Source organism: Crocinitomix algicola (assembly GCF_001661595.2).
GTDB classification, from domain to species: domain Bacteria; phylum Bacteroidota; class Bacteroidia; order Flavobacteriales_D; family Crocinitomicaceae; genus Crocinitomix; species Crocinitomix algicola.
The window spans coordinates 237130-243869 of sequence record NZ_LYPF02000012.1 but is presented as its reverse complement, the minus strand read 5'-3'; the positions used below and the strand labels follow the sequence as shown (position 1 = coordinate 243869).

Sequence of the window (6740 nt, the reverse complement as noted above, 5' to 3'; positions counted from 1 at the left end):
TGCATCACAACCAGAGCCGTCAGAAACGTCAAAATAATACCAGCCCGTCGATAAAGTATTTGCCGTGTTAGAATTATCCTCGTTAATCGTCACTCCGTCTTCATCAGAAATAACAAACACAAGGTCTCCAGCTGCACCTTCCACGTTTACCGTAATCGACCCATCAGAAAAACCATAACAAGAGGGTTCATTAATAATTAAATCAAGTGTCAAACTATTAGTCATAACGATTTCTAGTTCATATACATCAGAGCAACCAGCATCGGAAGTGACCACCAAGGTAACGGTATAAGTACCTGCTGCACCATAAGTATGAATAGGATTTTCCTCATCAGAAACCCCACCATCACCAAAACTCCAAGCCCAATCAACAATGGAGCCGCTTTCAATTGAGGAAATATCGTTAAATTGAACATCGTTTAACACGCATCCCCCTGTGCCACCATCTTCGGAGGAAACACCATTTACCACAAACTCAAGATTAGCATCTGGAATAGGGTAAACTGTAACTTCTTTTAAAATAGTATCATTACAGCCTACATCATTAAGTCCAATTAATTCAACATCATAGACACCTGGTTCATCGAAAACATGAGAAGGATTTTCATCATCAGAAGAGTCTCCGTCTCCAAAATCCCAGTCCCAATCAGGACTAACACCAGGACCAACAATAGAAGTATTAGAAAAAGTGAACTCTTGACCAGCACAAATATTGTCGAAATCGAAATCAACCTCAATTATTTCACCTTCATCCACACTATGATTTTTTCTTATACAATCATCTCCTAAAAAATAAACTGCACTGTAATCTCCTAATCCATAAGGCATAATATCAATAACTTCATCAGTTTCACCAATCAATGCTATTCCATCTTTATACCATTGCCATGTCCCACCACTAGTATCAGTTGATGCCTCCAGAGCTAAATCTCCATCACACCAATCACCAGACTCAGAAATAGCAGAATTAAATGATTCACTATCAATTAACGTCAAACCATCTACATAATAATAATTGTGCCCATCCGGACCGGCAGGTGGATCAGGATTACAAGGTCCACCTATAGCAATAGCATAAATATCAACGGCTGGGGTAAACGTTAATGTAATTTCTTGCCAAGCACCATCTGGAGTATAAACTATATCGAGCGATGTTAACAATTCCCAATCACCACCAGGAACTGGGCAATTCGTACCTAGCCAAGGCAAATCCGTTGGTTCTGGAGTTCCAAAAAGACTAAATTCAAAATCGACATATCCGTTAGCATAGGCCGTGTACATATTAAGTGTATATTCGGTACCTGCTAAAAGAGGAGATATTAGATGAGCCCCCACATACTCTAAATATCCAGAGTTGTTTGAAATAAATCCCACAAACCCATCTCCACCGCCACCGGGTAATGGAGTTTCAGGATCAAACCAAGTGGCATCATATCCTGTTGGTGTATTAAAGTCACAATTATTATAATAATCCGAGGTTGCGGTAGAAGCTTGAATCCAAGTTTCTGCACAATGTAATTGTCCAAAACCAGTTGGACAACAATCTCTATCTTCAAATGAAGGGTTTGGAATTAAACTGGCTAACTCTCCATCAACGCCACCTGAACATTCACAATCTTCATCATTCAGATCAATTAGTCCATCTCCATCGTCATCAATGGCGTTATCACAAATTTCTTGCCCATAGACCAAGCAAGACGAAAAAATAAATAAAATGTATAAAAGCGATTTCATAAGCTGTAAGTTTAACTTAACAGACGCTTAGTTAATCAGATAGGTTGCAGGTACAAAAAAAAAGCCCCGACATTTCTGTCAGGGCTCAATATTTATGGTAGTTTAAGAATTACTTCTCTCCTTTTTCCATTTCATCTTTTAAAGCAGATAACGCATCCAAATCACCTAAAGTAGATTTTTCGTTTGAGTTATTGATTGCTTTTACAGCTTGATTTCCACCAGACTTAGAAGATTTCTTCTTAGCTCCAGTAGATGGACGATCTTCACCTTCTTCGAACATTCTAGTATGAGAAACAACAATCTTACGACCTTCTTTGTTAAACTCGATAACCTTGAAATCTAATGTTTCTTCCGCAGTTGCATTAGAACCATCTTCTTTTCTTAAGTGTTTCTTAGGACAAATTCCTTCGACACCATATGGTAAAGAAACGATTGCAGCTTTATCTTTTTTCTCTTCGATAATTGTTCCTTGGTGAACACTTCCTTCAGCAAATGTAGTTTCAAACACATCCCAAGGGTTTTCTTCCAATTGTTTGTGCCCTAAAGAAATTCTTCTGTTATCACGATCTAATTCAAGAACAACAACATCTAATTTATCTCCTACTTTACAGAATTCTGATGGGTGTTTCACTTTTTTAGACCATGATAAGTCAGAAATATGAATTAATCCATCAACACCTTCTTCTAACTCAACAAATACACCGAAGTTAGTAAAGTTTCTTACTACTGCGTTGTGTTTAGAATCAACAGGGTATTTAGTTTCGATATCTGCCCAAGGATCTGGCATTAATTGTTTGATACCAAGAGACATTTTACGCTCTTCACGATCAAGAGTTAAAACAACCGCTTCAACCTCATCTCCAACTTTCATGAAGTCTTGCGCCGTTCTTAAATGCTGTGACCAAGACATTTCTGAAACGTGAATTAGACCTTCAACACCTGGAGCGATTTCGATAAACGCACCGTAATCCGCGATTACAACCACTTTACCTTTTACTTTGTCTCCAACGTTTGTATTTTCATCCAACGCATCCCAAGGGTGAGCTTGTAATTGTTTCAATCCTAAAGCAATTCGCTTTTTGTTATCATCGAAATCTAGAATTACAACATTAATCTTCTCATCTAATGTTACAATTTCTTCCGGATGATTTACTCTACCCCAAGAAAGGTCAGTAATATGAATCAATCCATCTACACCACCTAAATCAATAAACACACCATAAGAAGTAATGTTTTTAACAGTACCTTCTAATACTTGTCCTTTTTCTAGGCCACCAATGATTTGTTTCTTTTGCTCCTCAAGCTCTGCTTCAATAAGCGCTTTATGAGATACAACAACATTTTTAAATTCGTGATTAATCTTAACCACTTTGAACTCCATATTCTTCCCTACGAATTGATCGTAGTCACGAATAGGTTTAACATCAATTTGAGAACCAGGTAAGAATGCTTCAATTCCAAAAACATCAACAATTAAACCGCCTTTAGTTCTACACTTAACAAATCCAGTAATAATTTCACCAGTTTTAAGCACTTCGTTTACACGTTGCCAAGCTCTGTGCGTACGTGCTGTTCTGTGTGACAATACTAACTGTCCGTATTTATCTTCTAATTGCTCAACAAATACCTCTACTGAATCACCAACCTTTAAATCTGGATTATATCTAAATTCATTGATTGGAACAACACCTTCAGATTTATAATCAACATTGATTACAACTTCTTTTTGTGTCATCATAATTACTTTTCCATCTATAACTTCTTTCTCCTGAATTGAGTTCAAGGTTTTGTCATAAACTTCATTTAACTCTGCAATTTCAGCAGGAGTATGCCCATCGTTTTCATAAGCATACCAATCAAATTCTTTTTGAGCTGGAGCTTCCGCAGCTACTGGTGTTGTTTCTTCAACATTTGCAGCTGTTTCTGCAGCAACTTCTTTTTCGTTTGTTTTTTCTTCAGCCATTTTGGCGTTTCATTTGTATCTCAATCACCTGAAATTGAGAGATTTTTATAAAATGTTCCGATCAGGTATCGGTCCGTTTAACCTAAAACGGGGTGCAAAGATAGTGTTTTTCAATCAGCTATACAAATTCAATCGAAAATTATTTATACGCTAATTAATTGATTCCATTCTACTTGTACACCTGCATAAAAAAAATCGTACTTCGTCTAAAATTTGTTGTAAAATTAAAATTCTTATCCTAAATTTGAGATACCCTGAATGGAATGAATTTTAGCGTTAGAAAATTTTATTTCAGTATTTAATATTTCCCTACCCAAAACTGAATAGCATGATAAAAAAGTTATTTTGGAGGAAATCTAAGTACCAAAATTTTTGGTTGTGGTTTCATGACTTTGACGAGATTTTGTACGAAGCATTTAAAGAGGATCCAGAACATAATGCCATGCGCAGGCTACTTGTAATGCGCCTATTTAATATACATCGTAGTATAGGATTTGAGATTGTAAAAAATAATCCAGAATTTCCGTTTGAAATTGTTGTTACTGCAAATGGTTCGAAAGAGGCCATAGACCACATAAAACACCTAGCGATACATCAGACTGAAACAAAAAATTTTAATTTCACATGGTTAAAACAGCGCAGTTCTAAAAAAAATGTACGTGTGCACTATCGCGGTTTAGACTTAAGCTATGAAAATATCTCATTTGAACCCATTCCAAACAACGAAAAATTCGGGGTATGTTTGTATATTGATGGGTTTAAACAAAACGAAGCATATATTGGAGCAACCTATTTATTATTAGATCATTTATTGGGTGAATACGACGTAACGCACCATTTAAATTATCTCGATTGGCAAGTAAGGGAACAAGGCTGTACAAAAGGACGGCCATTTTATGAATTACGCGCCGTCATTGATAAAGTAAAATCTAAATTAAAACATGAGTAAAAAACTTGTGATTTTGACCATACCCGGTATTGGCTCACATCAACCTGGATATTCAGAAGAATTAATACGTAAAATTGATAAATATTCTATCGGAACAGCACTAGAATCTAACTATACACTCATAGAAACAATTCCTTTTAGCGTAACTGAAATTGACAAAAACCAACAAGCCCTCTATCGTAGAATGATTAGCGATAACGAACTCGGTGGATTATTAAGTTTGCGAAAATTTGTATTAGAAGCTTTTGGAGATGCTGTTACTTTTGAGCAAGGGTCTTGTGATTCGGATAGTAATTATCATAAAATTCATCACTATTTACGCAATCAAATAGAAGACGCAAACCAATTAATCAATACATACAGCGATGCTAAACTTGTAATCATTGCTGCCTCGATGGGAGTTCATATTCTATCTACATATATTTGGGATGCTGACCATTCAAAAGGTATTTTTTCTAAAAACAGCGCCAACAAATTACAAAACTTAAAAAATCTATCTTGTTTATTCAGTATTGGCTGTAATATTCCTTTATTCATTTCTGGAAAAAAGGAACATGAGGTTTTTCCATTTGAGCCTCGAAATGAAATGTTTAAATGGGACAATTTTTATGACAAAGATGATGTTTTAGGATGGCCTTTATCCCCAATAAATAGTCACTATGATAAATTAGTTAATGACTATCAAATCAATACAGGACAATATATTGGTAGTCATCTACGCTATTGGAAAAACAAGGACTTTTCAGAGTTACTTGTGAAACGGCTAATTCAATTAATTCAGTCGAATTAACCTTTATTCTCTTAACATTTTTTAATTATTCTTAGTGAAATTTTTAGGCGCGAATACGTTCTTAATAAAGAAACGAATACAAACTTTAAAAAATTTCGCAACATGAAAAATACGTTTATAAACATGATGGCTGCTTCCGCAATTGGATGTCTTTTTGGAGGGGGTGCTATTTTGTACTATCATTCAAACACTTTTGAAGAAGAATCTTCTTTTAATGCAATACCTGTAGAGCCTATTACAGCTCAACCAGTATCGCTTAAAGAAATAGAAACAACCGAAAATTATCAATTTGCAAATTTGACACCGGCTTCAGAAAAAGGGGTTGAAACTGTGGTTCACATCACTACTGAATTTGTCAGAGAGGAAATTACTTACGATCCGTTCATGCGATTATTTTATGGAGAAGATGCTTATCAAACACGAAAAAGAAGAGGCAAAGCTTCAGGTTCTGGTGTTGTTGTATCTCCTGAAGGGTATATTGTTACCAACAACCACGTCGTTCAAGATGCAAATAAAATTACGGTATCATTAAATGGAAACCGATACAAAGGAGAGTTAATCGGAACAGACCCTTCAACAGATCTGGCAGTCATTAAAATTGATAAAAAAAGACTGCCCTATTTAGAATTCGGTAATTCGGATGAACTGCGGCTGGGTGAATGGGTTTTGGCTATAGGTAATCCGCTCAATTTGCAGACCACCATAACAGCAGGTATTGTTAGTGCAAAAAATCGAAATATTGATCTTTTAACTGCCAATTACAACCCGGAAGAAGCGATTTTTCCAGTAGAATCTTTTATTCAAACAGATGCGGCGGTGAACTCAGGAAACAGTGGTGGCGCATTGGTCAATCAGTCAGGAGAGCTTATTGGAATTAACACGGCGATTGCTTCTGGAAATGGATTTTATACTGGATATTCATTTGCAATTCCCTCCAATATTGTCAAGAAGGTAACACTTGACTTGATACAGCATGGAGAAGTTAAACGGGTACAACTTGGGGTAAGTATAATGGATAATAATGCCCAGGTTGCAAAAGAATTTAACTTAGGTTCAGAAAAAGGAGTTGTCATTACAGAAATCCTGCAGGGAGGAAATGCTGCTGATTCAGAATTAAAGAAAAAAGACATTGTTTTAGCAGTGAATAACAAAACAATTGGAACCATTAGCGAACTGCAGGCAGAATTAGCAATTCACAAACCAGGTGACTCTATAAACTTAGAGATTCAACGAGGAGAAAAACGAAAAAGAGTAGAAGTACTGCTTAAATAAAATAAAAGGGCTACCACTATTCTACGGTAGCC

At 36.0% G+C, this 6740-nt stretch carries 5 protein-coding genes; 3 read left to right on the top strand and 2 right to left on the bottom strand.

Going from position 1 to position 6740, the window contains the following annotated elements:
* Both A8143_RS07935 and rpsA read right to left on the bottom strand, forming a co-directional pair.
* On the bottom strand, positions 1-1734 hold a 1734-nt coding region (locus A8143_RS07935), incomplete at its 3' end, for a PKD domain-containing protein (protein WP_139134301.1).
* Positions 1735-1843: 109 nt separating this feature from the next.
* Positions 1844-3697, bottom strand: a complete 1854-nt coding sequence (gene rpsA / locus A8143_RS07930; RefSeq protein ID WP_066758125.1) for a 30S ribosomal protein S1 — start codon at positions 3695-3697, stop codon at positions 1844-1846.
* Between the two features lie 328 nt (positions 3698-4025).
* On the opposite strand from rpsA, the gene A8143_RS07925 reads away from it, so the two are divergent.
* From A8143_RS07925 to A8143_RS07915, 3 genes are all read left to right on the top strand, one after another.
* Positions 4026-4646 (top strand): hypothetical protein, encoded by a 621-nt coding sequence (locus A8143_RS07925; protein WP_066758123.1) that lies wholly within the window; start codon positions 4026-4028, stop codon positions 4644-4646.
* Entirely contained in the window at positions 4639-5436 is a 798-nt protein-coding gene (locus A8143_RS07920; protein ID WP_066758118.1) for a hypothetical protein, read from the top strand. The genes A8143_RS07925 and A8143_RS07920 overlap by 8 nt, the downstream gene beginning before the upstream one ends.
* A 102-nt stretch (positions 5437-5538) precedes the next feature.
* Complete coding sequence (locus tag A8143_RS07915; protein ID WP_083261279.1) at positions 5539-6708, top strand: S1C family serine protease; 1170 nt, start codon at positions 5539-5541, stop codon at positions 6706-6708.
* The last annotated feature ends 32 nt before the right edge of the window (positions 6709-6740 follow it).

Coding starts and splice junctions, on each gene's coding strand:
- A8143_RS07920 (WP_066758118.1), top strand. CDS start 4,639: ATGAGTAAAAAACTTGTGATTTTGACCATACCCGGTATTGGCTCACAT.
- A8143_RS07925 (WP_066758123.1), top strand. CDS start 4,026: ATGATAAAAAAGTTATTTTGGAGGAAATCTAAGTACCAAAATTTTTGG.
- A8143_RS07915 (WP_083261279.1), top strand. CDS start 5,539: ATGAAAAATACGTTTATAAACATGATGGCTGCTTCCGCAATTGGATGT.
- rpsA (WP_066758125.1), bottom strand. CDS start 3,697: ATGGCTGAAGAAAAAACAAACGAAAAAGAAGTTGCTGCAGAAACAGCT.